Source organism: Kribbella hippodromi, from assembly GCF_039531045.1.
Classification (GTDB): Bacteria; Actinomycetota; Actinomycetes; order Propionibacteriales; family Kribbellaceae; genus Kribbella; species Kribbella hippodromi.
The window spans coordinates 75,149-101,487 of the sequence record NZ_BAAAPH010000018.1; the positions used below are offsets into that span (position 1 = coordinate 75,149).

The window sequence follows — 26,339 nt, forward strand, 5'->3', positions numbered from 1 at the left end:
CGCCACCCGCAATCTCCACCCACCACCGCACTTCGCCGAGCCGAGCCACCCGATCGCACCACGCCTGGAGCCGACCCCATGGCTGTCACCTCGTACCGCCGACGCTGGACACTCGACGACCGCGCCGAATCCGTCTGGCACTCCCTCCCGGTCGACATCCCACCGGACTGCCCCGGCCTCCTCGTCACCCTCACCGTCCCACCGGTACCCGGCACCGTCATCGACCTGGGCTGCGAAGGCGCAACCGCCTGGCGCGGCTGGTCCGGCGGCGCCCGCCAAACCTTCGCGATCACCCCCGACGCCGCCACCCCCGGCTACGTACCCGGCGAACTCGAGCCAGGCACCTGGTCAATCGTCCTAGGCCTCCACCGCCTCCCCGTCGAAGGCGTCGAACTCCTGGTAGAAGCGGTCACCGGCCCGGTCACGGACATCCCCGGCCTCCGCGAGTACACCGACGCAACCGCCGCGATCGCCGTACCCGCACGCCCACCACGCCGTACGCTCCCCGCCTCCGCCGGCCTGAAGTGGATCGCCGCCGACTTCCACGCCCACTCCCTGCACTCCGACGGCTCCACCCCAGTCGCGAACCTGGCCGCCCTCGGCGTCGCAGCCGGCCTCGACGTACTCGCCGTCACCGACCACAACACCGTCGCCCATCACGCCGAACTCCCAGCGTTGAGCAAACAGTTCGGCATCGGCCTGATCCCCGGCCAGGAAGTCACCACCGACACCGGCCACGCGAACGCGTTCGGCCCCATCGGCCCAATCGACTTCCGCCGCCCCGCCGCCACCTGGGTCTCCGAGGTCGCCCGCCGCGGCGGTCTCCTCTCCATCAACCACCCGCTAGGCGGCGACTGCTCCTGGCGCCACTCGCTCCCCGAACATCCACCCCTGGCAGAGATCTGGCACTCCTCCTGGCTGGACCACACTTGGGGCGGCCCCGTCGCCTGGTGGCAAGCCTGGGGCCTCGAAGGCACCACCCCCATCGGCGGCAGCGATTGGCACAACCCCAGCTCACCCACCCCACCCGGCTCCCCCACCACCTGGGTAGCCGTAGACGCCTCCGCCGAAGGCCCCAACGAACTCCCCACCGCCACCCTGGAAGCCCTAACCGCCGGCCGAACCGCCCTCTCCTGGTCCTACACCGCCCCCGTACTGGTCCGCGCCGACGACCACCTGGTAGCCCTCAACGCCCCCAACGCCCTCGTCATAACCCCCACCGGCACCCGCCACCCCATCCGAACCCCAGAAGCCCACCTCCCCGCCACCCCCGGCCCCCACCTCCTAATAACCCACACCGGCAAAATCCTCTCCACCTGCACCTAACCCACCCGCACCCCACCACACCCCGCGCCCCCCACCACGGCACCGCACCCCGCCAACCACCCGCAGCACTCACCACACGCACCCGCCAGGCCACGCCACGCCACGCGCACCCCCACCAGCCCACCGCACCCCGCCACCACGCGCACCCCACCACCGCACATCCCCACCCCGCCAAGCGCATCTGCCAGCTCATCGCACCCGTTAGCCCAGCCCACGCACCCACGAGCCCACCCCCGCGACCTTCCAGGTGTGCTAGCTCGGCAACCCATCCAGCTGCTCAAGCAACCAACGCGGCCCCGTCGTACCAGCCCCCACGGCCTCCACCCGCTCCCGCAGCCCCCGATCCGCAGTCACAACCAGAACCTCCACCGGATCAGCACCGTCCGACCGAGCCCTGTCACCAGCCCGGTCAGCGCCGTCCGACCGAGCCGTCTCGCCGGCCAGATCCGCGCCTTCCGGCCGAGCCGTGTCACCAACCGAATCCGCGTGATGCGACCGAGTCTTGTCATCGGCGCGATCCGTCTGCGTCACCGCCGACCTCGTGACCTCAACGATCGTGTCGTCACCAGAGCCCTCGGCAAGCACCACCCGTACGCGCCCAACCTCCGGCGCATCTTCCCCAGCAACCGCCCGCCGAGCTGCACCCTCCAGCACGACAACGATCTCCACATCCGCCAACTGCTCCTGCAGCAGAACGAGCCGACTCAGCAACCGCCGAGCCGCCCCCACCCGATCCCGCCACCACCCGTCCGGCCGCGAACCAACAACATTCGCCGCGTCAACCACAACGACCCGCCCACGCACCTCAACCATCCCCCCAGTCTGCCCGCCCACCCCCACCCACCGCGAGCAACCCACCACGTCGCATGAACCGCTTCGAGCAACCCCGCCACCTCGCGCGAACCGCTCCGAGCAACCCACCACGTCGCATGAACCGCTTCGCGCAACCCGCAAGCTCGGCATGACGGGCGAGAGCTTGCGTGTCCGGGCAGATCAGTCGAGCAACCATCCGTTCTGTTCAGCAATGTGCACCGCATCAAACCGAGTACGTGCTCCGGTCTTCCCGATCGCCGACCACAACCGCGTACGCACCACCCGCTCGGACACCTCCAGCTTCTTCGCCATCAACGCCACCGACCCGCCCTCGCGCGCCGCGCGCAGCGTGTCGGTCTCGCCTTCGTTCAGCGGCGTCTCGGCGTACCTGAGGTTCTCAGCCGCAAGATTCGCGTCGACCACCCGCAGCCCAAGATGCACCCGCCGCACCGCATCCGCCAGCTGCGGCGCCGGACTCCCCTTGAGCGCGAACCCTTTCGCGCCGGCGTCCAGCCCCCGCCGCAAATGCACCGGCCGGCCGTACGTCGTCAGCATCACCACCCGGCACTCCGGCATCGACGTACGCAGCTTCGTCGTGACCGTGATGCTGTCGTTCCCCGGTCCGGCCGCGTCGACCAGCGCGACGTTCGCCCGATGCCGTTTCGCCGCACCCACCACATCGTCGGAACGGTTGAGCTCGGCAACGATCTCCAGATCTCGCTCACGTTCCAGACCGCTGCGCAGCAAGCCTCTGTTGAGGATCTGGTCATCGACCAGCAGCAGCCGAATCCGGTCGGGCAAACGAGCCTCCGAGGTAACCGTCCGGGCGCCGGGGAAGTACGTCCGGGAAGATGAGCAGTACTCGGTTCCAGATCATGGAGCGCGCTCGCACACCACGTCCACATCAACGCGGCATCTCTACCAGATTGCGACCAGATCGCGACCCACCCTGCACCACGCCTGCTGACACCGCAGCAAACCCCACTCACACAGGCCCCGCGCGAGCACTGGCATCAAGCGACACCCGCCCCACCGGAAGCTCAACCTGCACCGAAACCCGCACCGTCACAGCACCCGCTTCCACAGCACAACCAATAAGCCGCACTCCGTTAATCCCAGCCACCCGCGCCGCAACCTCACAAGGCTCGCCACCTCCACCTCCACCTCCACCGCCCCCGGCGCCCATCCCTGACCACTCGGCCACCACCCCATCCGCCCCGATCCCCAGATCGCGGCCAGACCCCAGCAAACCCGCGGACTCATCAGCGCCCACTCGTCCGGCAGCGCCGCCACGAGCAGTTCCCTCCAGCGGCCCCGATCCAACCGCCGCAGTCGATTGACCGGTAACCAGAGCCTGCGCAGCACTAAGCGCAGCCAGATCAGCCGCCGCCGCGACCCTGTGCCGCGCAGTGGAGACACTCGCCCACAGCACAGCCACACCAAGCGCCCCCATAAGAAGCACCGAAGCGAAGACCGCAAGCACAGTCACACCACCACGCTCACCCCGCAAACTCCGCACACCCTTCCCGCTCCATACAAATCGCCCAACTCGTACTCTCCACCTGCACCGCCCGCTCGACCTGCACTGTCCGCTCGGCCTGCACTGTCCGCTCGACCTGCACTGTCCGCTCGACCTGCACTGTTCGCTGGACGTGCACTGTTCGCTCCGGCGGCGCCGTTGGTCGCACCGGTTGTTCCGACAGCGCCGGTCGCCGCGCCGACTTGCCTTAGTGCGCTGGCTCATTGGGTCTCCGGTTCAGCTTGAACGACAGCGGTCGCGGTGAGGCGCGGGGCGAACAGTCGCCCAAGCAGCGGTGGCGTACGGCTGGGCACCGCGGACACCGTCACGCGCACGTCCGATCCATCACGTGTGACGACGACCGCGCCGCCGGGAATCGCACGTTGACCAATGGCCTGCGCTTCTTCCGGCGACTCGCCGCGCGCCACCGCACGCGCAACGTCCCGAGCAGCGTCAATGCACTGCAGGTTCAGAACCACCAACCCGATAGCCCAGACCCCCAACAGAAGAAGGGACAACAGCATCGGAAGAACAATCGCGAACTCAGCCGTAACAGCACCACGCTCACCCCGATCCGTAGACCCGCAATGAGAAAGGCGCCCTCGACTCACATCCCGGCCGCAACTACCATTACCACTGCGACCGCGGCTGCGGCTGCGGCTGCGGCTGTCAGGGCGTACGCGACCAACGCCGGTAGAGCAGAGCTGCTGACGCACACGCTGGTGCTGCTGTGGACAGCGGTCGTCTTGCTGGCCGAACCCACCATCGTCGACGCAGGCACGGTTGGCGATGTCGACGCATGCGTTCAGTCGGTCAGCTGCGCCGGGCACATCGGTGAGCTCGGCGCCGGATACCACGTACGCGGGAGTTGGTGCGTCGTCGGCGCGAGCGTCCGCCAGCAGAAGCGCATGCACCGGCACATCGCCAGGCACAGGCACAGGCAAAGGCACGTCCTTGGGTACGTAGGACGCAGTCTGTACCTCGGCGGGCTTGGGTGTATCGGCGAGCACGTACGTGGCCGCGATATGCGCGTCCGCTGGCGCATTCAAGGGCACCGGCGCGGAGGCGGACACGAGGTCGTGGGCAGGGAGAGATGTTTCCTCGGGCGCGGGTAGGTGGGCGGCGGTCAGTACGTCCGCATGCCCACATGCGTGGACGGGCGCAGGCGCCTCGGCAGATGCAAGTGCGTGGGCGGGTGCGGGGTTGGCGAGGGGTGTGGGTACGTGGGCGGGTGCGGGGTTGTGGATGGGGTCGGTTGTAGGTGTGGTGCGGGGTGGGTTGGTGGTGGGTGGGTTGGTGGTGGGTGGGAAGCGGGCGGGCATGGGGGCTCCTTGGAGGGGTGGCGACCGGCCGGGAGGGGTGGGCCGACCGGTCGCCTGCTTGGGGGACTTGCGGGTCAGAGGTGTACGCCGTCCACGCCTGCGATCTTCAGGGCGTAGTTGATGATGGCCTTGAGGGCATTCGACATTGCGGGGGATCTGAGGAGGACGACGAGGGCACCGGCGATGGTGCAGGCGGCGACGATGGTGACGGCGTACTCGGCGGTGGCGGCGCCGCGTTCCGTGCGGAGGCGCAAGGGTCGGAGGATGCGGGGTTTCAGTGAGGCGAAGGTCCTCGTGTGGCGGCATCGCGGGGTGGCGCGGAGTTGCAGGTGTTCGAGTGCGTTCGTCCTGGCCGGCTTGGTGGGCGGGTCCAAGGCGGGTGCGCGCTCGGCGGGGTGATCGGCGGCCGTTGGGTGGCCGATGACCGTGGAGCGGTCAGGCGCCGTGGGGTTGTCGAGGGCTGTGCGGTGGTCAAGAGCTGTGCGGTCGTCAAGGGCCGTGCGGTGGTCGGGGACCGTGGGGCGGTCGAGCGCCGTGCGGTGGTCAGGGAGCGTGGGGCGGTCGAGCGCCGTGCGGTGGTCAGGGAGCGTGGGGCGGTCGAGGGCTGTGAGGTGGTCAGGGGCCGTGGAGCGGTCAGGGGCCGTGGAGCGGTCAGGGGCCGTGGAGCGGTCAGGGAGCGTGGGACGGTCGAGCGCCGTGGGACGGTCAGGGGCCGTGGGACGGTCAGGGGCCGTGGAGCGGTCAGGGGCCGTGGGGTGGTCGAGGACCGTTGGGTGGTTGGGGGACTTGGGGTGGTGGGTTGGGGTGGGGGTGGTGGGGCGGTCGGTGGTGTGGGGGTTGTTGCTTTGGGCTACTTTCTGGGTTGGCATTTGGGCTCCTGGGTGAGCTGGCGGGGTGGGCTCGTTGACAACATGCCGTTGTTGGGTGGGCTTGCTGGTGATGACTTTTGGGTTGTGGATTAGCGGTTAGGGGTTGAGGAAGGCGGGGATCAGGGCGTCGGCGACGGTGGGGACGATGGAGAGGAGGACGAAGGCAGGGAGGAAGCAGAGGCCTAGTGGGAGGGCTGCTCGGGACTCGGCGGAGCGGGCTTGTTGGTCGGCTGTGTGGTGGCGGGTACGGCGGGACTCGTCGGAGAGGTGTTCGAGGGTTTTGGAGAGTGGGGCGCCGGAGCGGAGGGAGCGGGTTATCGCTCGGGCGAGGGGTACGCAGGGTGGTTCGGCGCGTAGGCGGGACCAGGCTGTTGCGGGGTCGGCGCCTAGGGCCAGGTGGTGGGCGATCTGGGTGAAGATGTCGGCCAAGGGGCCGGGGAGGGCTTCTGCTACGAGGGTCAGGGCGTGTTGGGGTGGGCGGCCGGCTCGGAGGCAGGCGGTCAGGAGGTCGATGGCGAGTGGGAGGTCGCGGGCTAGTTGGGCGTTGCGTTGTTTGGTGGCAGTTGGTTCCAGGCGGGAGATTGCTTTCGGGATGGCGTAGTACACGAGGGCAGCTGGGAGTACGCCCCAGGGGAGGCCGATCAGGAGGAGGGTGATCAGGGAGGCCGCGATGGTTGCTAGGCGGATGGGGCGTGGGGGTTTGGGTCGCCGTGGGGTGCGGGACTGGGGTGGGGTCAGGCGGCGAAGGTCGGGGCGCGGTGGGATCAGTAGATAGGTGCTTAGGGCAACGGCTGTGGCGGCGAGGAGACTGGGCACGATCGAGGCTCGGGTTGTCAGGTGGGTGGCATGGCTAGGTGGGTGGTTTGGCTAGGTGGGTGGTTTGGCTAGGTGGGTGGTCCAGTGGAGGCCGGTGGCGGTTAGGGCCAGGCCTGTTGCCAGGCAGAGCCAGCCGGGTGGGGTGGCGGTCAGGAAGGTGAGGGGGTGGGCGCCTAGGGCGTAGCCGAGGGCTATGCCGAAGGCGGGGAGGGTTGCCAGTAGACGGGCGGTGGAGTGGGCGCCGGCGAGGCTGGATTCTGTTTGGCGGCGGATGGCTTCGTCGGATCTCAGGGAGTTGGCCAGGCGTTCGGTGAGGGTGGCGAAGGCGGCTCCGGATTGTTCGGTTACTCGCCAGGCGGCGGCTAGGGCGCGGAGGCTTGAGGCGCCGGGGGTGGTTGACGCTCGGGTGAGGGCGGTGGGGACGTCCGCGCCGAGTTTGGCTGCGGCGTGGACTACTTCCAGGTCTGGGCTGATGGAGGCGGCGCCTTCCAGGGCGGCTATTGGTGGGCGGCCGGCCGATAGGTCTGCGGCTAGTACGTCCAGGGCTTCGATGATTTGGGTGCGGCGGGATGCTTCGGATTTCTCTTGCTGGTGGCGGGCTCTTTGGGTCGCTACTAGGGCTAGAACTGTCGCGATTGCGAGGGTTATGGCTATGGCCTGGGAGCCGAGGAGTGCGGTGATCAGGAGGGCTGGTGGGGCGAGGAGCCAGGCTTGGGGGTGTCGGGTCCAGAGGTGTTTTCGCTGGGAGTGGTGGGGATTTGGCGGTGGCGCGGAGGTTGGTGGCAGGCGCTTTGAGGGGTTCAGGCGGTGGAGGCTGGAGGTTCGGGAGGGGAAGGCGAGGGTGCAGGTCAGGAAAGCTAGGAAGGCGGCGAGGAATGGGGCGGTCATCGGGTACGCGTCGATGCGGTTGGCGCAAGGTGAGGTGCGGCGAGCGCGGCGGGCGGGGCGGAGCTTGGGGTAGCAGGAGCGGGTGCGTTGGGGAGGCTGTAGGGGGCTGAGCGATGCGCGGCTGGGGTCGTGGGGTGTGCGGCCGGCTGGGTGGGTGAGGTTGCGGGGCGGGGCTGGCCGGGCTGGGTGGGTGGGGTTGTGGGGCGTGGCGGGCCGGGCTGGCGGGGTGCGGTTGCGGGGTTCGTTGTTCCTGGGCGCACAGGTGGGGTGGTCGGGCGCGTGGGGGATCGTGGTGGGCGGGTGGCGAGGGTCCGGGTGAGGTCGGCTTGGGCTGGGTGCGTGGTTGGGCGGGTGGCGAGGGGCCGTGTGAGGTCGGCTTGGGTGAGGTCGGCTTGGGCGAGGTCGGCTTGGGCGAGGTCGGCTTGGGCGAGGTCGGCTTGGGCGAGGTCGGTGGGTGTGCGGGTGGTGAAGAGGTGGGCGGGTGGGTGGAGGGTGAGGGTGTTGTCGGGGTGGAAGGTGACGGCGGGGTGGGTGGTCAGGGGGCCTTGGGGGGATTTGGTGAGGGTGTGGATTTCGGAGATTCGGCGGTGGCCGGTGGGGGTTCGGGTCAGGTGGATTACGGCGTGCAGGGCGGAGGCGGCTTGGCTGTGGATGGCTTGTTGTGGGAGGCCTGCCAGGGCGCCCAGGGCTTCCAGGCGGGCTGGGACGTCGGCGGCGGAGTTGGCGTGGATGGTGCCGCAGCCGCCTTCGTGACCTGTGTTCAGGGCGATCAGGAGGTCAACTACCTCGGGACCTCTTACCTCGCCTACTACTAGGCGGTCGGGGCGCATGCGGAGGGCTTGGCGGACCAGGTCTCGGAGGGAGATTTCGCCGGAGCCCTCGATGTTGGGTGGGCGGGCTTCCAGGCGGACCACGTGCGGGTGGGCCGGGTGTAGCTCGCTGGCGTCCTCTACGAGTACCAGGCGATCGTCTGGGTCGGTGAGGGAGAGGAGGGAGTTGAGCAGCGTCGTTTTGCCGGTGCCGGTACCGCCGCTGATCAGGAACGCGACGCGGGAGTCGAGCAGGTCTTGGAGGATCGTGGCGCCGGCTTCGGGTAGGGCGCCGGCGGCGATGAGGTCTTCTAGGGTGAAGATTCGGCGGGCGGGGACTCGAAGCGACAAGCACGTGCCGGGTGAGGCGATGGGGGCAAGGATGGCGTGGAAGCGGGTGCCGTCGGAGAGGCGTACGTCTACGTAGGGAGTGGAGTCGTCGAGGCGGCGGCCGGCTGCGGCGGCCAGGCGAGTGGCCAGGCGCCGGATGGATGGCTCGTCGCCGGTGTGGATGGGGACCAGCTCCAGGCCGTGGCCGCGGTCTATGTAGACCTCGCCGGGGCCGTTCACCAGGATGTCGGTGACGCCTGGTTCGGCGAGGAGAGTGTCGAGGGGGCCGGCGCCGAGGGCTTCTCTGCGGAGCGCTGTCACTACTGCGAGAACCATTGCGTCGCCGCAGACGGTGCCGTCGGCACGGAGGGCGGCTGCGACGTTGGTGGGCGTTGGGGCGGCACCGGTCAGGGCGAGGGTGGTGCGGACTCGGTCCAGGAGGTCCGGTGGGACGTCGGCAGTGGTGGTGCGGTTGGCGAGTGGGGTGAGCATGCGGGCCGCCTTGGTTGATCGGGGCTGGTGCAGGTCGGGTCGGCATTAGGCCTGGATGGGTGGGTTGAAGAGGCTTAGGAGAGTGGTGGCGGCTTGGGTTAGGGGGCTTCGGGGAGTCGGGGTGAAGCGGCCTTGGTCCATGGCTAGCGGGAGGGCTCGGTCGGTGCCGAGTTGTGTTGCTAGGGGCAAGGAGAGGTGAGTCGCCACGTCGTTGGCGGAGAGGGCGTGGCGGGACTGGCGGGCTACCAAGCGGAGGTCGGCGGCTACGGTGCGGAGGGGACCGGTCAGGCGTTTTGCGGCGGCGGTGGAGCGGACGTCGCAGGGGACTACCAAGAGGGTGGCGGTGGCCCGGATGAAGCCTTCCTCAGCGGTTGGGTCGGGGCGGCGAGGGAGGTCCAGGACCACCAAGTCGTTGCTGCGTTGGGCGGCGTCGATGACCGAGGTCATGGTTTCGGGTGGGAGGACGGTCACGTCGGACTGGTCCCAGGAGAGGACGGCCAGGTCGTCGACGGATGGCAGGGCGGAGCGGAGAGCGGCTGCGCTGATGCGGCCGGAGGCATTCAGGAGTTTGGGCCAGCGATCGCCGGGGTCGTGTTCGATGCCGAGGGCCAGCTCGATTCCGCCGCCCAACGGATCGCCGTCGATGAGCATCGTGCGGAAGCCGCGACGACTGCCGAGCAGGGCCACGGCGGCGGCGAGGGTGGTTGAACCGGCACCGCCGCAGCCGCCGACGAAGGCGAGCGTGACGGCCGTGCGGGTGGCGCCGTCCAGGGCGTCGGAGATCTTGCCGGCCAGCACCGCCTCGTCGTCGGGCAGCCGGCAGACGACATCGGCACCGACGTCGAAAGCGCAGCGGTAGAGCTCGTCGCCGTCGAAGGCCGAACCGACCACGACGACGCCGGGACGGTGCGCGGGCCGAACGCGGGCCAGCGGCTCGGCCAGGTCGCTGCCGACGACCACCAGATTGCAGCTGTGCCAGCTGCGCCGGAGGCCCAGCAGGTCGGGCTCGACCAGTGGGGTGACCGCGGCGGCCGCGGTCAGGCGGAGCAGATCTTCGAGTAGGTCGTCGTTGGTAGTTGCCATCAGCACCGAGGGTGGTTGTGGGTCCATGCCTAGAAGATGCCGTTGCCGGGGGGTGTTTCGGACCGGCAGTGAATTCCCTGTGGACAAAGGGGTTGTCGGGTTTCCGTCAGCAGCGGGAACCCGCCACGGCGAGGCGGCGACCAAGCCGCCGGGAAGGGTTACCGTTCCTTTCGAAGCGTCTTTAACTAAAGTCACCGGACCGCTTCCGCCCCACGCTCCGGAGGAATCTGATGAGTCGATTACGCACGCTCGTCGCCACGGCCACCGTCGCGGCCACCGCCCTGATCGCCGCCGCCGGCGTCTCGCTCGCGAGCCCGGACGCCCGCGCCGCCGACGCGGCAACCCCAGTAAATGCAGCCGTTGCCGCGCCACAGGCGACCAGCGGCGGCGTCAAGACGGCGTACTTCACCCAGTGGGGGATCTACGCCAACGCCTTCTATCCGAAGAACCTGATCACGACCGGCGTGGCCGGCAAGCTGGACTTCCTGAACTACGCCTTCGCGAACATCCACCCGACCGATCACACCTGCTTCATGGCCAACAAGGCCGCATCGCAGGACGAGAACAACCCGAATGCCGGTGACGGCGCGGGTGACGCGTTCGCCGACTACGGCAAGTCGTACGGCGCCGACATCAGCGTTGACGGGGTCGGTGACGTGTGGAACCAGCCGATCCAGGGGAACTTCAACCAGCTCAAGAAGCTGAAGGCGAAGTACCCGAACTTGAAGATCCTGATATCGATCGGCGGCTGGACGTACTCGAAGTACTTCTCCGACGCCGCCTCCACGGACGCGAAGCGCAAGGCCTTCGTCAGCTCATGTGTGAACATGTTCCTCAAGGGTGACCTGCCGGTGATCGACGGGTTCGGCGGACCGGGTACCGGAGCCGGAATCTTCGACGGGGTGGACATCGACTGGGAGTACCCGGGCTCTCCGGGCGGCCACACCGGTAACCACTACAGCGCGGCGGACAAGCAGAACTTCACCCTGCTCCTGGCCGAGTTCCGTGCCCAACTCGATGCCTACGGCAACCAGACCGGGAAGAAGTACTACCTCACCGCGGCCACCCCGGCCGGTCAGGACAAGATCGCCACGATCGAGACCAACAAGATCGGGCAGTACCTCGACTACAACAACGTGATGACGTACGACATGCATGGCGGCTGGGAGGCAACCGGTCCGACGAACTTCCAGGACCCGCTCTACACCGCGCCCAACGACCCGAGCAATCCGATCCCGCCAGGTCAGGGCAAGTACTCGATCGACTCCGCGGTGAAGGCATGGACGACCGGCGACGCGGCGTACGGCATCCCTGGCGGATTCCCCGCGAACAAGTTGAGCATCGGATACCCCTTCTACTACAGGGGCTGGAAGGGCGTTCCGGCAACTGACAACGGCAAGTACCAGACGGCGACCGGCCCGGCGGACGGCCATGCACTGAGCGGCAACGTTCCGGGTGTCTCGTTCTACAAGGAGCTGACCGGTTTCGTCGACAACCCGTCGGCGACGCACTTCGACGACGTCACCAAGTCGTCGTGGTTCTACAGCAACGGCACGTTCTGGTCGGGTGACAATGCTCAGTCGATCAAGGCGAAGGCCGATTACCAGCACTGCAACGGGCTGGCCGGAGCAATGATGTATTCGCTCGAGGCGCTGGACCCGAACGTCACCCTCTTCAACAACGTGGTCGACGCGGTCAACGCCGGCACAGCAGGATGCAGCGGCCCACCCACCACGCCACCTACTACCCCGCCGACCACGCCACCGACAACGCCGCCGACGACCCCACCCACGACACCGCCGACCACGCCCCCAACCACGCCGCCCACGACACCACCAGGCACCGCCACCCCGTGGGCGCCGAACACGGCGTACGCGACGGGTGCGCTAGTCACCTACAACGGCGTCACCTACAAGTGCATCCAGGGTCACACCTCCCTGACCGGTTGGGAGCCCCCGAACGTCCCCGCCCTCTGGAGCCGGGTCTGATCAAGCACCGCCCACTGATCGGAGCATCATGAAACGCATCTCCCTGGCGATTGCGGCCATCACCGCAGTAGTTGTCGCCCTGCTCACCGCACCAGCGGCCAGCGCCGCAGGAGTCACCGCCACCTTCACCAAAGTGTCTGACTGGGGCAGTGGCTTCGAAGGCAAGGTGACCGTCACCAACAGCACTACCAGCTCGCTCAGCACTTGGTCGGTCGCTCTCGACTTCCCGTCCGGCTACACCGTCACCAGCACTTGGGACGCCAACCACACCAGCAGTGGACAGACCCACACCTTCACTCCGCCAAGCTGGGCCGGACCGCTAGCCCCGGGCGCGACGACCAGCTTCGGTTTCAACGGCAGTCCGGGTAACTTCGCCGGCGTCGCCTCCTGCCGACTGAACGGCGGCTCTTGCTCCGGTGGCGGTGGCGGCACAGTCCCCGGCACGCCAACGGGCCTGTCCGGTACGGCGTCCGCGTCAACCGTCAGCCTTACGTGGTCAGCAACTTCCGGTGCAACCAGCTACAACGTCTACCGGAACGGTACGAAGGTCGGCTCCCCCACAGGCGCGTCGTACACGGACTCTGGTCTCGCTGCGAACACGTCCTACAGCTACCAGGTCAGTGCGTCCAACAGTGCTGGTGAAGGGCCGAAGAGCAGCAGCGTCTCCGTCAAGACCGGCACCGGCGGCAGTACGGGTACGAAGCAAGCAGCACCGTACTTGTACATGGGCTGGGGCGACCCGCCCAACCCCGCAACCGTCATGAACGCGACCGGGATCAAGTGGTTCACGATGGCGTTCGTGCTTTCGTCCGGTGGCTGCAACCCGGCGTGGGACGGCAGCCGCCCGCTACAGGGCAGTGCGGACGCCAACGCGATCGCCGCGATCCGTGCGGCCGGTGGTGACGTCGTACCGTCGTTCGGCGGCTGGAGTGGCAACAAGCTCGGGCCGAACTGCAGTACGCCGGAAGCACTCGCCGGCGCGTACCAGCAGGTGATCAACGCGTACCACCTGAAGGCGATCGACATCGACATCGAGAACTCCGACGAGTTCGAGAACGAGGCCGTACAGGACCGCATCCTGACCGCGCTGAAGATCATCAAGCAGAACAACCCGGGCATCCAGACGGTCGTCACGTTCGGTACGTCGACCACCGGGCCGACGTACTACGGCAACCGGCTGATCGACCGGTCCAAGGCCCTCGGCGCGAACATCGACATCTTCACGCTGATGCCGTTCGACTTCGGCAGCTCGAACATCTACAACGACACGGTCGCCGCGTCGCAGGGCCTGAACAACAAGCTGAAGTCGACCTTCGGCTGGTCCACCGCCGAGGCGTACGCGCACCAGGGCATCTCCGGTATGAACGGAGTGTCCGACCAGCAGGAGATGACCACCACCGCGGCCTGGCAGAACATCACCAACTGGGCGAAGAGCAACGGGCTCGGCCGGCTGGCGTTCTGGTCCGTGAACCGGGATCGAGGCTGCGCCGGTGGCGGGGTGGTGTCCAACTGCAGTGGAATCGCCCAGGGCGACTGGGACTTCACCCGCATCACCGCGGGCTTCTAGACAAGACAGGCCGGCTAACCGCGATCCCACCGGCTCCTAAGCAAGACAGGGCGACCGCGGGCTTCTAGAGGAGGCCGGCTGAGCGCAACCCCGCGTTCAGCCGGCCTTGATCGCGTCGATGATCAGGCCGTTGCGGGCGTTCTGCCCGAGCGTCACGGACGGGTGCAGGCCGTCGCGCAGGTAGCGGGCCAGCCGGTTCGGGCTGGAGGCCAGGTGCTCGGCCCAGTGCACGATCCGCAGGTTGTCGTAGCGGCGCTGGGCGTCGGCCAGCTGCAGGTTGATCCAGGCGCTGTTGCGCTGGTCCGCGACCTTGACGTCAGGGCCGTGCGCGGTCCGGGCGGCCTGCACGTTCACCCAGTACACGGTCCGCTCCTCGCCGACGATCTGCATCGTCCGGTCGACCTGCGCGGCCACCGCGGGCGGCGTGAAGATGTCGTTGGAGCCGACAGACATCAGAATCCGGTGCGGCAAGCCGTAGTCCTGTGCCCACGTCTCCAGCGCATCCACCGCCGGTGTCACCGGACGGCCGGCCCAGTTGTGTACGGCGATGCTGATCCCGAGCTTCGACAGCTGCCGCGCCAGCGGCGGACCGTCCTGGACGCCGATGCTGTCGCCGAACATGAAGACGCCGTCGCTCTCCCGGGTCCGGCGGATCTGTGCCTCGTTCGAGATCGCCCGGGCCTGCCGGTCCCACGCGCCGAGCACGCCGGAGCCGTAGTTGCCGAGCGAGGTGAGTCCATCGGCGGCCGCCATCGCCGCCGCCGGGGAGCCTGCCGCCGCCTCGGCCGCCGAGGCCGGAGCCGCTGAGGCCGCGACTGTCGACGCGGCCGCCGCTGTTCCGGCCGCGAACAGCAGCCGGCGACTCGGGCGGAACGAATCCTGAGGCTTTCTCACGCAGGAAAGAGTGCGCGGGAAAGGCCTGTCACCGCAAGTCGACACCTGGATTCTCAGCGAACGCTCCGGCAATCGTTGTCAACTGGACGTCACCGGCCGAGTCCGGAAGAACGTCCGGAACCGCTCCGCCGCCGGGGTCAGCGGTGTACTCAACCGCCACGACAACCCGATCTCCCGCCGGGCTTGAACGCCGGCCAGCGGTACGGAGACCGCGCCACTGTCGTTTCCACGCACCGATCCGGCGGGCAGGATCGCCACCCCGAGCCCGGCGCCGACCAAGCTGTCGATGGTCGCGAGGTCGGTCGCCTCGAACGCCAGCTGCGGACTGAAACCCGCCTCGCGACACAGCCGATCCGTCACCCGCCGGAACCCGAAGCCGGGCTGCAGTCCGACGAACGCCTCGTCCCGCGCCGCCTCCAGCTCGACCCGGTGCCGCGACGCCAGCGCGTGCCCAGGCGGTACGTGCAGGCACAGCCGCTGCCGCTCCAGCAGGTGCCAGCCGTACAGCGCGGGGTCCGCACGGGGCGCGAGGATCGCGATCTCGGCCTCACCCGACTCGAGGTCCTGGACGATGTCGTGCGCCGGCTCCTGCCGGAGTTCGAACTCCACCTGCGGCGCCGCCGCCCGGAACTCCTTCAGCAGGTCGGGCATCAGGCTGGTCGCGACCGAGTGCAGGAACGCCAGCCGCACTGTCCCGGAGTCGGGGTCGAGCAGCGCGTCGATCCGGCGCTTGGCGGTATCCACGGCCGCCGTTCCAGTACGCGCGGCCTCCAGTACCAGCCGCCCGTACGGGTTCAGCCGGACGCCCCGTGGTTCCCGCTCGAACAGTGCGACGCCGAAAGCGCGCTCGACCCGTTGCAGCGAACGTGTCAGGTTCGGCTGGCTGGTACCCAGTGCGGCCGCCGCTGCGGTCAGGTGTTCGGTGTCCGCGAGGACGACGAACCACCGGAGATCCTCGACATGCATACTGAAATCGTATCGATTTCTGCCGAGATCGACATTTTACGTATCACGTTCCGCGTGCGACCGTCGAAGACATGCACCAATCCGTCGCGCACCAGCCCGGGTACCTGCCCGGCGACAAGGAGTACCGCAAGCTCTCCGTCGCACTGTTCGCGGCCGGACTCGCGACGTTCGCCCTGCTCTACAGCACCCAGCCGCTGCTCCCACAGCTCGTCACCGCATTCCACATCTCCCCCAGCCAGAGTGCGTTCAGCGTCTCGATCGCGACGTTCGGCCTCGGCCTGGCACTCCTGGTGGCCGGTCCAGCCTCGGAGGTACTCGGCCGGACCAACCTGATGCGCTGGTCGGTAGCTGCGACCTCCCTGTTCGCCCTGCTGAGTGCCTTCGCACCGACCTGGAACACCCTGCTCGTACTGCGCGGTCTGCAGGGCATCGCAATGGCCGGCCTACCCGCTGTTGCGATGGCCTACCTGCGGGAGGAGGTGCACCAAGACAGTCACGCGCGGGCCAGCGGCCTCTACATCGCGGGTACGGCGGTTGGTGGGATGGCGGGACGCCTCATTGCCGGCGGACTGTCCGACGCCGGCGGCTGGCGCTTCGCAACCGCCGGCATCGCGGTCGTCGGCGTACTGTGCGCGACCGTCGTCTGGCTGCTCCTGCCGGCCTCGCGGAACTTCCAACCCAGTGCAGCACGTCCACGCGACCTGTTCTCCGGACGAGTACTGCGTGATCCCGCACTCCTCGCGCTGTACGGGATCGCAGCGACCGCAGTAGGCGCGTTCGTAGCGATCTACAACGGAGCGGTGTTCCGCCTGTCCGGATCGCCGTACCAGCTGAGCGCAGGCGCCGCCGGGCTGGTGTTCTGCGTCTACCTACTCGGGTCCGCGGGCTCTGCGACCGCTGGATCGCTGGCAGACCGCTTCGGCCGCCGCGCTGTCGTACCAGTGGGCTGCCTGATCACTCTGGCCGGTGTGGCGATCACACTGGCTGCTCCACTGCCGTTCATCGTGCTAGGCCTCGCTGTGATGACAGCAGGGTTCTTCGCGGTACACGGCGTCGCCAGCGGCTGGGTACCTGCCCGGGCGCACGCCAGTGGAGTAGGTACCGGACAGGCGTCCAGCATGTACCTGTTCTCGTTCTACTTGGGGTCCTCGGTCTTCGGAGGATTAGCGGGTACGGCGTGGAGCCGCGCTCAGTGGACCGGTGTAGCGGCCGAGGCCGGTGTCCTGTTCGGTGTGACCTTCGTCCTCGCGCTATTGCTCAAGAACGTTCCCAGCCGGGTGCCAAACTAGCTGAGTGACCAAAGCTACCGATGCGGCTGACCAGTTGGGACTCACGTACGAGGTGACGAGGCACGGCCGGGTCAACTCGTTGGAGGAAGCCGCGGCGGCGCGCGGGATCGAACCGGCCAAGCTGATCAAGACGATCGTCGTGCGGTTGTCGGATGACGACTACCGGTTCGTCCTGGTACCTGGTGACCGCGAGATCGCCTGGCCGAAGCTGCGGGCGCTGCTCGGTGTGAAGCGCATGTCGATGCCGGACAAGGACACCGCGTACGAGGTCACCGGCTACGTACGCGGAACGATCACACCGCTCGGAAGTACGCAGGCCTGGCCCGTGATCGCGGATGAGCGGATCACCGGGACGATCTCGATCGGCGGCGGTGACCACGGAGTCGGGATCACGGTGGACGCGCAGGCGCTGACGAAGGCCCTGGGCGCCACCGTGGCGGATGTGACTGACTGATTCAGGCGAGCAGCCCCTGCTGCCCGGCGCGCAGGCCGGCTTGGAAGCGGGTGGTGGCGTCGAGAGAACGCAGGATGCGCTGCATCCGGCGCTCCACGGTTCGCTGCGCCACGCCCAGGCGACGGGCGATGGCTTGATCCGTCAACCCAGCCGCGGCCAGTGATAGGAGCTGCTGGTCCTCTGAACTCAAAGGACCGCCGGAGAGCGTGGGCGTGAGCGGGCTCGACTGATGCCAGAGCAGGTCGAACAGCCGGAGCAGTGCGTCCAGCAAGCTCGACGGACCAAGCTCCACAACCACGTCCGGCGCAGTCGGGAGTAGTGCAGCCCGGCGATCCACCAGCATGAGCTTCAGCGGTACGTCACGCAGCATCCGGCACCCAGTGGAACGTGCCGCTACCAGCTCATCCGGTTCAGCCAGCGAGGCCATGTCATAGATCGTCCGGTACGAAACACCGCGCCCTACCCGCAGCAATGTGTATGGAAGCCGATCCAGTACGAGTACCTCCTCCCGAGCGCACTGCTGCGCTTGGTAGAACCGCTGCGCGATCGCCTCAGTACCCCGGATGACCGTGAACGCATCCGGCTGCCGGAACTCGGCTGTCAGCACCGACGCACCCAGCCGGGCCTCCACGATCGCCGCCTGCTTGCGTAGCGCGAGTAGCTCGACCGCAGCCTCCGGTACAGCCGGAACGTACCGAGCCGGACGGCCTGGCGTACGGGACGCCAGACCGAGCGACAGCAGCGACCGGAGATGCCGACTGACCCGATGGGCGGGCCAGTCGACCAGAGCAGCCAGATCAGTCGCAGTGGACTCCGGGCGGGCCAGAAGCACCCGGTAGAGCTGCTCGTCCTCCGAGCAGACACCGAGCGCCTCCAGCACCGGAGCCGGTTGATAGCTGTGCATGATCAGGGCAGCGAATGCACATGGCCGCCGACCTGGGTCGCGAACTGGTTGCCGTTCGTCGCGTCCCAGTTGGTCGACCAAGTCATCGCACCACGCAGCGACGGCCACGGCGTGCTCGGCTTGTAGTTGCCGCAACCGGTGCCCTTGGTGAGGCAGTCCAGCGCGTTGTTGGCGACAGACGGCGAGACGTACCCACTACCGGCGGCACGAGATGACGCCGGCAGACCGAGACCGACCTGGTCGGGACGCAGACCGCCCTGCAGCATCAGACAGGCCTGCGCGGTGATGAAGTCGACCGAGCCCTGTGAGTAGACCTGACCGTCGCAGCCGTTCATGGAGCCGGAGTTGTAGTACTGCACGTTGACGATGGTCAGGATGTCCTTGATCGCCAGCGCCAGCTTGAAGTACTCGGCCGACGTACTCTGCATGTCGATCGTCTGCGGCGCCATCGTCACTACCAGTCCGCTGCCGAACTGACTCTGCAGGCTGTGCAGCGCCTGACCCATGTACTGCGCGTTGACGCCGTTCTCCAGGTCGATGTCGATCCCGTCGAACCCGTACTCCCGCAGCACCGACAGTGCGCTCGATGCGAAGTTCGCGGCAGCGGTGGGGTCAGCGACCGAGATGGTGCCGTTCTGGCCGCCGACGGACAGGATCACCTTCTTGCCGGCCGCCTGCTTCGCCGCGATGTCCGCCTTGAACTGCGCGACGGTGTACCCGCCGAGTCCGGCGCTGTCCAGGTTGAACGTGATGCCACCCGGCCTTGACGCGTCGGCATCCGCAAAGGCGACTGCGATCAAGTCGTACGCTGCCGGCACGTCGGAGATCTTCTGCACGGTCGCACCGTTGTTGAAGTTCTGCCAGTACCCAGTGAGCACATGCGCCGGCAGATTGCCTGCTGGTGGGTTGGTGCCGCCGTCGGAGGTGGTACCCGACACAGCCGCTCCGTAAGGCGAGCAGTTGCCGCTCGGATCACACGCCCGCACCTTGAATGAGTACGTCGTGGCCGCAGTCAGCCCAGTAGCTGTCCACCCGGTCACATTGCCGACGCCCTGCGCCGCGCCCGTACCCCGGACCACGTCGTAGTGGTCGATGCCATTCGCGTCCGACGCCGCCGACCAGCTCAGCTTCAGCGAGCTCGACGTAGGACTACCGACAGCAAGACCTGTCGGCGTCGACGGCGGCGTGGTGTCCGCCGTCCCACCAGGTCCGTCCAGCACCACGTCATCAGCCTGGTACGCCGGCAGCGCGTACCAGCTGTGGACGTAGATCGTCACCGACGTCGCTGACGCACCAGTGGTGAACGGAACGGTCAGCTGACTCCAGCTGGAACTCGTCGTCCACGTACTAGGACCACCGTCGACTCCGAGATAGACATTCGACCCTTTCACCCAAGCCGACAGCGTGTAGGCGGTATTGGGCTGGACCGCAATTGACTGTGAGCACTGGGCGATGTCGCTTCCGCTGGGCGCGGCCTGGAGGGCGTACGCGCCGGAGTGGGGTGCGGTCGTCGTCACGCCGCCGGCTGGGCAGTTCCACCCCGACAAGGTGCCGGACTCGAAGCCGGCGTTTGTGACGAGATTGGTGGCCGCGGTGGCGGAGCTGGGGACCAGAAAGGCCATGAATACGGCGAGCAGGCTGATGAGGACCGCTGCCTGGGGGCGGTGTGCAGGCGGGTTCATGCCCTACAAACTGTGACCGCGCGATTACATTGTCAAGACCCTGCATAAAATGAGAACGCTCCCACGCGCAGGAAAGCGAAAATCTTTACTGCTACCCGCGAGGCCAGCACCAAGCCAGCAGTAAGAGGAAAGGCGACGGCCCCCGGCGGGGGGGTGACCGGGGGCCGTCTTCGGCCACGGGCTCGGGGGGAGGAGCCGGGGGCCGTTCAGGAGGCGACAGTCTGCCACTGTCAGGGAGTTATGTACCCCCCGAGACCTGGTGCTACACATCTCAGTTGAATCTCAACCGGATCGCGCCACCCAGGGCCCGAAACAGAGCCACTGTCACACTGATCCCCAGTCTAACGGGATACCGGCCGACGCAAAAGCCCGGGGGTCCCCGGCGTTTCTCCCGGCTGCCTATGCTCGGTCCATGGCGCACCCCGGCACGGCTCGCTCGGCGGCCTTCTTCGATCTGGACAAGACCATTCTGGCCCGCTCGAGCACGCTCGCGTTCTCGCGCCCGTTCTACGCCGGTGGACTGATCAACCGAAGAACCGTGCTGCGCAGCGCGTACGCCCAGTTCGTGTACCTGCTCGGTGGCGCGGACCACGACCAGATGGAGCGGATGCGCGAGTACATCTCGGCGATGTGCACCGGCTGGGACGTCGCGACCGTGCAGGGCATCGTCGCCGACACGCTCGACCACATCGTCCGGCCGATGATCCACGCCGAGGCGGTCGAGCTGATCGACCGGCACCACGCGGCCGGCCGGGACGTGGTGATCGTGTCGTCGTCCGGCGCCGAGGTGGTGGAGCCGATCGGTGCGATCCTCGGCGCGGACAAGGTGATCGCCACCCGGATGGTCGTTGCCGATGGCAAGTACACCGGCGAGATCGCCGAGTACGCGTACGGTCCGGGCAAGGTGACCGCGATGGCGGCGCTCGCGGCGGTCGAGGGGTACGACCTGGCGAGCTCGTACGGCTATTCGGACTCGATCACCGACGAGCCGATGCTCGCGGCGGTCGGCCATCCGCATGCGGTCAACCCGGACAAGGCGCTGCGCCGGATCGCGATCGAGCGCGGCTGGCCGGTGCTGGAGTTCACCGAGCCGGGCGAGCGCGTCGGCCGGGTCCGGCGACCCGCGGTAGCCGCCGGCCTGGTCGCGGCGGTGGCTGCCGGCGCGCTGCTGCTGGCGTACCGCCGACGGTTCCGGACGGCCTGAAAGCTGAAGATAGCTTCATTGTTCTCAACTCCATGAAGGCACCGCTTCCCCTTCCCAGAAAGGGGTTTCAGGAGTACAAAGGAATCAACAAAGGATCTCCGGATCCGGATAGAGATTGCACGCCAGCCCGGTACCCACGCGGCGACCAGCCCATCCCAAACGGGCAGCGCGACCCAGGCCTCGTCCTGTGGCGGCAAACCGGTGCACGCATGGTAACCAGGATGGCGTGCCAGCGACGGCGCTCTCACTCGAGAGCGCCGTCGGCATGTCCGGAGGGCAACTACCTCAGGAGACCAGCGGCGACAGCTCGGCACCTTTTGTCAGCACTTCGCAGGACCGCAGCAACCAGTCACGGACGCCGGTCAGCCCTCGCTCTGTGTAGTCGGTGAGCCCGCCGGCGTACGACGCCTGCAACAGGTAGTGACCGCCTTCCGGCACCGTGACCGCGACCGGGTCGATGCCTCGGGCAACCAGCAGGCAGCGTTCGGCGGCGCGTGCGACGAGGCCGTTCGCGGTCGGGAACGGACGCAGCACGGCCAGCTCGGCGTGCACGATCGCGGCCACCACCAGTCCGGGGGCCTTGGTCAGGCGGGTGAGGTTCTGTGCGAGCGCGCTCAGCCGTTCCCACATTTCGGCGGCGGGTGGCGCGGGCGGGAGGCCGGGGATGTCGTCCGGGATCGGCTCGGCGGCGGTGCGCAGGTGGCCGAGCTCAGCGGCCGGGCCCAAGTCGGCCGCGGCCAGCTGGTGCAGTCTGGTCCAGACCTGCACCGGCGCGGTGTCCACCTGCGGTGCCAAGGTCATCAGTTCGGCTGTCATCCGGACCGCTCCGGAGGCCAGTCCGTCGGCCGCACCACGGCGTACGTCGTCCGGTGTCGCCGTACTACCCGCGAGTGCGGCGGAGGCGTGTGCGCCCCGCAGCAGCGCCTCGGCGGTCACGTCCGAGCTGACCCGGCGCAGCCCGCGATCCCGCAGCAACACGTCCACCGCATCCCGCGCCGCCCGAGCCGCCGACCCGACCCCTTCCAGCCCCGCAAGCGGCTCGAACACATCAACACTCATACCCGCAGCCTAGGATGACGTGGCATGGCGCTCGGCACCGTCCCCAGGTTCAGCATCGTGGTCCCCTGCCATGGCTCGCGGGCCTGGTTGCGGCCGTGTCTGGACTCGGTGCTCGGGCAGTCGTTCACCGACTTCGAGGTGATCGGGGTGGATGATGCCGACCAGGACTCGTCCGGGCGGATTCTGGACGAGTACGCGGCCGCCGACCCGCGGGTGCATGTGGTGCACCTGGACGAGAACGTCGGTCTCGGGCCGACCCGGAACGCCGGGCTGAAGGAGTGCCGCGGCAAGTACGTGCTGTTCCTGGACGCCGATGACGTCTGGCAGCCCGGGTCGCTGGAGGCGATCGCGGCCCGGATCGACGCCGCCGGCCAGCCCGACATCGTGCTGTTCGACTACGAGCGGATCTTCTGGGACGGGCGCGTGGTCCGGAACCAGCGGCACGACGCGTTCGCCCGCGAGGGCGCCGGGGTGTTCACGGCGGCCGAACGGCCGATCTTCCTCACCTTCCTCGAAGTGGTCTGGAACAAGGCGTACCGCCGGGAGTTCCTGACCCGGCACGGCTTCGCGTTCACCGCCGGCTTCTACGAGGACGCGCCGTGGACGTACTCGACGATGCTGACCGCCGAGCGGATCGCCACCCTGGACAAGGTCGTCGTGCACTACCGCCAGCACCGCACCGGCGGGAACATTCACGCCACCAGCGGCCGGCAGCAGTGGGACATCTTCGACCAGTACGACCGGGTGCACGCCTTCATCCAGTCCGACCCGGAGCTGGCCGGCTGGCGGCGGTTCGCGTTCGACCGGTCGCTCGACCACATCCTCGCCGTACTCGCGAAGCCGGAGCGGATCGACGCCGACGACCGGGCCGACTTCTTCCACGCGGCGCACGCGTTCGCGAAGCGCTGGAAGCCGGAGGGGTACAGCACCGACAGGACCGCCCGTGGGTTCAAGCGCTGGCTGCTCATCCACGACGACTACGCGACGTACTCGACGCTCAAGCTGAGCGCCCGGATGCTACGCGCGTCGACGCCACCGAAGGCCGTCAGCAAGCTGCTCCGCCGCGGCAAGCTCGACCCGAACCTGGCCGTGTACGCGGCGTACTGGTTCAAGCAGTACGCCTGCAACCCGCGGGCGATCTTCGAGAAGGCGGCCGAGCTCGCACCGCAGCTCCGCGGGGTGTGGGTGATCGACAACGACCAGCTCAGCGCAGTCCCCGAAGGCGTCGAGTACGTCGTCGCGGACTCCCCCGCGTACGAGAAGCTGCTCGGCAAGGCGACGTACTTCATCAGCAACATGAACTGGCCGAAGGGCCTGGTGAAACGCGAGGGGCAGATCCACCTGCAGACCCAGCACGGCACGCCGCTGAAGACGATGGGGACCGATCTACGGCACTTCCCGCGCGCCGGGCAGGACCTGGATCTCGACGAGCTGATGCGCCAGGTCGACCGCTGGGACTTCAACCTGTCCTCGAACCGGTACTCCTCGGAGATCTGGGAGCGTACGTACCCGGCGCGCTTCGAGGAACTGGAGTACGGCTACCCGCGCAACGATCGCCTGCTGTCCGCGAGCCTCGAGGATGTCCGGGCGATCCGGGCCGCGCTCGGGTTCGACGACTCGCACCTGGTCATCCTGTACGCGCCGACGTTCCGTGATGGGGTCGACTCGGTCCGGATGCCGACCGGCTTGATGGACCTCGGCGGCTCCGGCATCCAGCTGGACCTGGACCGGCTGGCGGCCGCCGCCGGCGAGCACGGCCGGGTGCTGGTCCGGACGCACTATTCGTTGTCGAAGGCACCGGAATCGCACTCCGGGCGGGTGATCGACGTGTCCCGGCACCCGCGCGTCGAGGACCTGATGCTGGCGGCCGACGTACTGATCTCGGACTACTCGTCGATCACCTTCGACTACGCGAACCTGGACCGCCCGATCATGCTGCACGTCGAGGACCAGGGGTTCTACAGTGGCCGGCGCGGCATGTACTTCGACGTCACCGACTTCCCACCCGGGGTGGTGGCTCGGTCCGCCGAGGAGCTGTTCGCCGCGCTGCGCAACGGCACCTTCGCGAGTCCGGAGGCGGCCAAGCACCGGCAGCTGTACCGCGAGCGGTTCTGTGAGTTCGACGACGGGCAGGCGGCCGAGCGGGTCGTACGCCGGGTGTTCCTGGGCGAGACCGAAGTACCAGCCGTCGTGCCGTTGGCGGACCGCTCACCAGCACCATCGGCGTACTTCGTGCATAATGGCTGACATGTCGATCAGCTTGAAGCCCGTCCACGCTCTGCGCGTGCGCTTCAGCCTGCGACGACGACGCACTGTCTGAACACCCCAGCCTGTTCCAGTCGCGTCTCCCCGAAGGACTCTGCCATGTCCGCAGTTCTGCCTGTCCTGGCCACCAGACTGTCCGCTGCCGCCGCGGCCGCGTTCGGCTCGTCGTACGCCGACGTCGATCCGGAGTTGCGGTCGGCCACCAAACCCGAGTTCGGGCACTACCAGAGCAATCTTGCGCTCCGGCTCGGCAATGCGCTCAGCCAATCGCCGCGGGACGTTGCCGCACGCCTGGTCGCAGCAATGCGGCTGGACGACCTGTGTGCACCGCCCACCATCGCCGGTCCCGGTTTCATCAACCTGACGCTACTGCCGTCCACCCTGGCCAAGGCAGTCAACGAACCACAGTCGTTCACCAGCAACGGCCAACGGGTAGTAGTCGACTACTCCCAACCGAACGTCGCGAAGCAGATGCACGTGGGTCATCTCCGTTCCACCGTCATCGGTGACGCGCTCTGCAACGTACTGAACCACGTCGGCTACGAGGTGATCCGGCAGAACCACGTGGGCGACTGGGGTACGCAGTACGGGATGATGATCGAGCAACTCCTGGAGGAGGGGCTGACGGCTGAATCCCTTGATCTGGTGGGCTTGCAGCACCTGTACGAGCGGAGCCGGAAGCACTTCGATGCCGACGGCACCTTTGCGGACCTGTCCCGCGGCAGAGTAGTACTGCTGCAGTCAGGTGATCCGGAAACGCGGGCGATCTGGCGGCACATGGTGGACGTGTCGCTGGATGACTTCGAGCGGGTGTACGCGCTCCTGGGCTCCGCACTGACAAGGAGCGATGTAGTTGGCGAGAGTGCGTACAACGACGACCTGCCGAGAGTTGTCGCGGAGCTGGAACAGCAGGGGCTACTGACCGAGTCAGAGGGCGCTATGTGCGCTTTCCTGCCTGGGTTCCTCGGCCGGGACGGCAGTCCGCTGCCGGTGATCGTCCGGAAGTCAGATGGCGGTTTCGGCTACAGCGCAACGGACCTGGCCGCCGTACGGCACCGGGTGAGCACGCTGCACGCGAACCGGATCGTGTACGTCGTGGACCACCGGCAGGCATTGCACTTCGACCAGATCTTCACACTGGCCCGGACAGCCGGCTGGCTACCGACCACTGTCCCAGCAGAGCACGTCTCGTTCGGCACCGTACTCGGGCCGAACGGAAGGCCCTTCAAAACAAGAGCCGGCGGCACGGTGAAGCTGGTCGAGCTACTGGACAGTGCTGTGGCCAGAGCGGATGCCCTGCTTGCCGGACGAGAGGGTGTTGATCGGGCGGCGACCGCGCGGGCAGTCGGGATCGGTGCGGTCAAGTACGCGGACCTGTCGAGCGACCGGGGCAATGACTACGTGTTCGACCTGGACCGGATGGTCGCTATGACTGGCAACACCGGCCCGTACCTGCAGTACGCGCATGCCCGGCTCACCAGGCTCCTGGGCAAGGCTGGAACGACAGGTGGTGAGGTAACCGAGCTGCAGGAACCTGCGGAACAGCGGCTCGCCCTCCTCCTCACTGGCTTCGCTAGTACCGTCAACCAGGTCGCGGAGACGCTCCAGCCGCACAAGCTGTGTACGTACCTCTATGAGCTGGCGTCCGCGTTGTCGGTGTTCTACGAGCAGTGCCCCGTTCTCAGCAGTGCCGGAGCGACCCGCGCAAGCCGGATCGCACTCTGCACAGCGACCCGGCATGTGTTGCAGGATGGACTCGGCCTGCTCGGTATCGAGGCCCCCAACGCCATGTAAGTCACC

Annotated in this window: 22 protein-coding genes; 8 read left to right on the plus strand and 14 right to left on the minus strand. The window is 67.7% G+C overall.

The window, feature by feature from the left end; translation table 11 throughout:
* Positions 1-78: 78 nt before the first annotated feature.
* Complete coding sequence (locus ABD260_RS25815; RefSeq protein ID WP_344237248.1) at positions 79-1,326, plus strand: CehA/McbA family metallohydrolase; 1,248 nt, start codon at positions 79-81, stop codon at positions 1,324-1,326.
* 252 nt (positions 1,327-1,578) lie between these two features.
* Here the strand turns inward: ABD260_RS25815 and ABD260_RS25820 are convergent, their stop codons facing one another.
* From ABD260_RS25820 to ssd, 9 genes are all read right to left on the minus strand, one after another.
* The gene (locus ABD260_RS25820; RefSeq protein WP_344237250.1) at positions 1,579-2,139 is read right to left on the minus strand and encodes a hypothetical protein; all 561 of its coding nucleotides are present in this window, start codon (positions 2,137-2,139) and stop codon (positions 1,579-1,581) included.
* Between the two features lie 180 nt (positions 2,140-2,319).
* The gene (locus tag ABD260_RS25825; RefSeq protein ID WP_344237252.1) at positions 2,320-2,940 is read right to left on the minus strand and encodes a response regulator; all 621 of its coding nucleotides are present in this window, start codon (positions 2,938-2,940) and stop codon (positions 2,320-2,322) included.
* Between the two features lie 184 nt (positions 2,941-3,124).
* Positions 3,125-3,883, minus strand: a complete 759-nt coding sequence (locus ABD260_RS37645) for an Rv3654c family TadE-like protein (protein ID WP_425553391.1) — start codon at positions 3,881-3,883, stop codon at positions 3,125-3,127.
* A complete protein-coding gene (locus ABD260_RS25830) occupies positions 3,880-4,731 on the minus strand; it encodes a TadE family type IV pilus minor pilin (RefSeq protein ID WP_344237254.1) in 852 nt (283 codons plus the stop codon). The genes ABD260_RS37645 and ABD260_RS25830 overlap by 4 nt, the downstream gene beginning before the upstream one ends.
* 323 nt (positions 4,732-5,054) lie before the next feature.
* Entirely contained in the window at positions 5,055-5,234 is a 180-nt protein-coding gene (locus ABD260_RS25835; RefSeq protein ID WP_344237256.1) for a DUF4244 domain-containing protein, read from the minus strand.
* A gap of 711 nt (positions 5,235-5,945) precedes the next feature.
* Positions 5,946-6,665: a type II secretion system F family protein gene (locus tag ABD260_RS25840; protein ID WP_344237258.1), complete on the minus strand. Its 720-nt coding sequence runs from the start codon at positions 6,663-6,665 to the stop codon at positions 5,946-5,948.
* A gap of 51 nt (positions 6,666-6,716) precedes the next feature.
* On the minus strand, positions 6,717-7,553 hold the full coding sequence (locus tag ABD260_RS25845; RefSeq protein ID WP_344237260.1) for a type II secretion system F family protein: 837 nt from the start codon (positions 7,551-7,553) through the stop codon (positions 6,717-6,719).
* Positions 7,550-9,184, minus strand: a complete 1,635-nt coding sequence (locus ABD260_RS25850) for a TadA family conjugal transfer-associated ATPase (protein WP_344237262.1) — start codon at positions 9,182-9,184, stop codon at positions 7,550-7,552. The genes ABD260_RS25845 and ABD260_RS25850 overlap by 4 nt, the downstream gene beginning before the upstream one ends.
* 45 nt (positions 9,185-9,229) lie before the next feature.
* Positions 9,230-10,267, minus strand: coding sequence for a septum site-determining protein Ssd (gene ssd, locus ABD260_RS25855; RefSeq protein ID WP_344237264.1), 1,038 nt, complete (start codon positions 10,265-10,267; stop codon positions 9,230-9,232).
* A 230-nt stretch (positions 10,268-10,497) separates the two neighbouring features.
* On the opposite strand from ssd, the gene ABD260_RS25860 reads away from it, so the two are divergent.
* Both ABD260_RS25860 and ABD260_RS25865 read left to right on the plus strand, forming a co-directional pair.
* Positions 10,498-12,255 carry a glycosyl hydrolase family 18 protein gene (locus ABD260_RS25860; RefSeq protein ID WP_344237266.1) on the plus strand — a complete coding sequence of 586 codons (1,758 nt, stop codon included), beginning with the start codon at positions 10,498-10,500 and terminating at the stop codon, positions 12,253-12,255.
* A gap of 28 nt (positions 12,256-12,283) precedes the next feature.
* On the plus strand, positions 12,284-13,822 hold the full coding sequence (locus ABD260_RS25865; RefSeq protein ID WP_344237268.1) for a cellulose binding domain-containing protein: 1,539 nt from the start codon (positions 12,284-12,286) through the stop codon (positions 13,820-13,822).
* Positions 13,823-13,918: 96 nt separating this feature from the next.
* Here ABD260_RS25865 and ABD260_RS25870 read toward each other — a convergent pair whose 3' ends face one another.
* Both ABD260_RS25870 and ABD260_RS25875 read right to left on the minus strand, forming a co-directional pair.
* Entirely contained in the window at positions 13,919-14,716 is a 798-nt protein-coding gene (locus tag ABD260_RS25870; RefSeq protein WP_344237270.1) for an SGNH/GDSL hydrolase family protein, read from the minus strand.
* A 78-nt stretch (positions 14,717-14,794) separates the two neighbouring features.
* Positions 14,795-15,682 (minus strand): LysR family transcriptional regulator, encoded by an 888-nt coding sequence (locus ABD260_RS25875; RefSeq protein ID WP_344237272.1) that lies wholly within the window; start codon positions 15,680-15,682, stop codon positions 14,795-14,797.
* A gap of 71 nt (positions 15,683-15,753) precedes the next feature.
* Here ABD260_RS25875 and ABD260_RS25880 point away from each other — a divergent pair, with 71 nt between their 5' ends.
* Both ABD260_RS25880 and ABD260_RS25885 read left to right on the plus strand, forming a co-directional pair.
* On the plus strand, positions 15,754-16,971 hold the full coding sequence (locus tag ABD260_RS25880; RefSeq protein ID WP_344237274.1) for an MFS transporter: 1,218 nt from the start codon (positions 15,754-15,756) through the stop codon (positions 16,969-16,971).
* 4 nt (positions 16,972-16,975) lie between these two features.
* Positions 16,976-17,425, plus strand: coding sequence for an aminoacyl-tRNA deacylase (locus tag ABD260_RS25885; RefSeq protein WP_344237276.1), 450 nt, complete (start codon positions 16,976-16,978; stop codon positions 17,423-17,425).
* 1 nt (position 17,426) lies between these two features.
* Here the strand turns inward: ABD260_RS25885 and ABD260_RS25890 are convergent, their stop codons facing one another.
* Positions 17,427-18,329 (minus strand): helix-turn-helix domain-containing protein, encoded by a 903-nt coding sequence (locus ABD260_RS25890; protein WP_344237278.1) that lies wholly within the window; start codon positions 18,327-18,329, stop codon positions 17,427-17,429.
* Positions 18,330-18,331: 2 nt separating this feature from the next.
* Positions 18,332-20,011 carry a chitinase gene (locus tag ABD260_RS25895; RefSeq protein WP_344237280.1) on the minus strand — a complete coding sequence of 560 codons (1,680 nt, stop codon included), beginning with the start codon at positions 20,009-20,011 and terminating at the stop codon, positions 18,332-18,334.
* 412 nt (positions 20,012-20,423) lie between these two features.
* Between ABD260_RS25895 and ABD260_RS25900 the strand changes: the two genes are divergently transcribed.
* A complete protein-coding gene (locus ABD260_RS25900; protein WP_344237282.1) occupies positions 20,424-21,215 on the plus strand; it encodes an HAD family hydrolase in 792 nt (263 codons plus the stop codon).
* A 285-nt stretch (positions 21,216-21,500) separates the two neighbouring features.
* Here ABD260_RS25900 and ABD260_RS25905 read toward each other — a convergent pair whose 3' ends face one another.
* The gene (locus ABD260_RS25905) at positions 21,501-22,274 is read right to left on the minus strand and encodes a Fic family protein (protein ID WP_344237284.1); all 774 of its coding nucleotides are present in this window, start codon (positions 22,272-22,274) and stop codon (positions 21,501-21,503) included.
* A gap of 24 nt (positions 22,275-22,298) precedes the next feature.
* Between ABD260_RS25905 and ABD260_RS25910 the strand changes: the two genes are divergently transcribed.
* Positions 22,299-24,521 carry a bifunctional glycosyltransferase/CDP-glycerol:glycerophosphate glycerophosphotransferase gene (locus tag ABD260_RS25910; protein WP_344237285.1) on the plus strand — a complete coding sequence of 741 codons (2,223 nt, stop codon included), beginning with the start codon at positions 22,299-22,301 and terminating at the stop codon, positions 24,519-24,521.
* A gap of 129 nt (positions 24,522-24,650) precedes the next feature.
* Positions 24,651-26,333: an arginine--tRNA ligase gene (argS, locus tag ABD260_RS25915; protein ID WP_425553393.1), complete on the plus strand. Its 1,683-nt coding sequence runs from the start codon at positions 24,651-24,653 to the stop codon at positions 26,331-26,333.
* Positions 26,334-26,339: the final 6 nt, after the last annotated feature.